The 1,670-nt window shown below is 61.9% G+C and carries 1 protein-coding gene and 1 pseudogene; both read right to left on the reverse strand.

Features of this window, described 5'->3' with window-relative positions; genetic code table 11:
* Window positions 1–360, reverse strand: a pseudogene (locus ACYP5B_RS02025) (type 4 pilus major pilin); the annotation flags it as partial.
* Window positions 361–379: 19 nt separating this feature from the next.
* Window positions 380–1,648 carry a pilus assembly protein TadE gene (locus ACYP5B_RS02030; protein WP_459568366.1) on the reverse strand — a complete coding sequence of 423 codons (1,269 nt, stop codon included), beginning with the start codon at window positions 1,646–1,648 and terminating at the stop codon, window positions 380–382.
* Window positions 1,649–1,670: the final 22 nt, after the last annotated feature.

The raw sequence follows: 1,670 nt of genomic DNA on the forward strand, positions 1-1,670 counted from the left end.
TGTCAGATCCTTGAATACACCGTTGCCCATCAGTGCGGAAATACTGACCTTGCTGTACTGACCGCGGTAGCTGGTTTTGACCTTTCCAATGACGCCGTTCAGCTCGGTGGTCAACTGCTGGACCTGGGTATCCGTCTGGTTGCGTGAGAACAGCACCAGGATGGCCACCAGCGCGAGGCCTGCCAGCAGCAGGTAGAAGCCATACTCATCCAGTACCCCGCCCCATTGGCGGCGCGTGCGGCGATTGCGGCTGCCCTCCGGCATACGGCTCATATCGCGCACCGGCTGTACGCCCAATTCCGCGCCCGAATTGTCCATCTCCACCTGTTCCAGGCTCGTGTCTTTCTGCAAAGCGTTCATGTTGATATTCCTCGTTGGGTTAAGGTTGTTGCGTCTGGGTGGGAATCGGGCGCTTGCCGCCCATGGCCGCCATAGCGGTGCGGGACTTCATTTCCTGCGCCATGAAGGCGGGCATGAAGGCAAGCGCGGTGATGATCACGATCAGGATGATCGTTGCGCGACGATTGAAGCGCGACGCGCGCTGTTGCATGAGCTGGGGGGTCGTCTTGAGCAGGTCCTCCGACACGGTGTGAAGCATCTTCGACAGGTCGCTTTCGTACTCGGCGATATCCTGAATCCGGTAGCTGGTATCGCGGTCAAACAGACCCGTGTCGAACACCTTCCCACCCTCGTTCGGCGCATATTCCAGGTTCAACTCGATGCGCTCGATGTGATACGCCAGGTACGGGTAGGCATTGGCACGCATCAGCACCAGGCCGTCCAGCAGGTTGCGTGCGTCCCCACCGAACTTCTTGGTCACGGCCGCGAGACCGGCCAGAAACTGGGCGCTCTGGAATCGACGGAAGAAATCGAAGGCCAGCATCTTGCGGTCGAGCCACCCACGGTAGCGCCCCACGTAGCGGGTCAGGGCCCGAACGACCCATACACCGGCGGCGACTTCGGCAATCACGAGCAACCACCCCCAGTGCCGCAGGAACGTCGAGGCGTAGTGGAAGGTCGATGCAATAGGACCGTACTGGCTCACATCCAGCATTGCGCTGAATGACTTGTCGATGGCCGGGCCGATCAGGAACGCCAGGGCGCCGAGGTAGGCATGCAGGATCACCACTGTCATGACCACGCCGGCCAGCGTCATGGCAATGCCAGCGCGTGCCTCGCCAAGAGCGGTAAGGTTGCGTGACAGCGTTTCCAGCCCGTCCCGAATGTCGCCGCCCTCTTCCGCCACGGCGAGGATGGGAATGTCCTCATCTGGAATCGTGCCCCGGAAGATCTCCGTCAGCCGCGAGCGCTGCATCTGCCCGTCGATCCCCTCGGACCGTGCAAGCCAATGCGCCGCGAGCACGCCTACCGGCTCGCCGACGCGTCGCGCCGCATCCTTGGCGAAATGGTTGGATACCGGCTCCCCCGGCATGTGGAGAATCCGCTTCGCCAGATCGCCGTAGTACGTCGCTCGCATGCTGCGGAAGCGATACTTGGCCCAGAACAGGCGGTCCATGAAGACCTGATCGCCCGCCTTCAGCATCGGGCCGCCGACCTTGCGTTGGGCCAGCCCAACCAGCCACTGTGCTAGTTTGTTGAACATCCCGTTCCTCTCAGTGCTTTTCGCCGCGCGCACGCTGGCGGGCAAGTCTGGCTTCGTAGGCGTCGAG

The organism is Cupriavidus sp. 8B, from assembly GCF_054589115.1.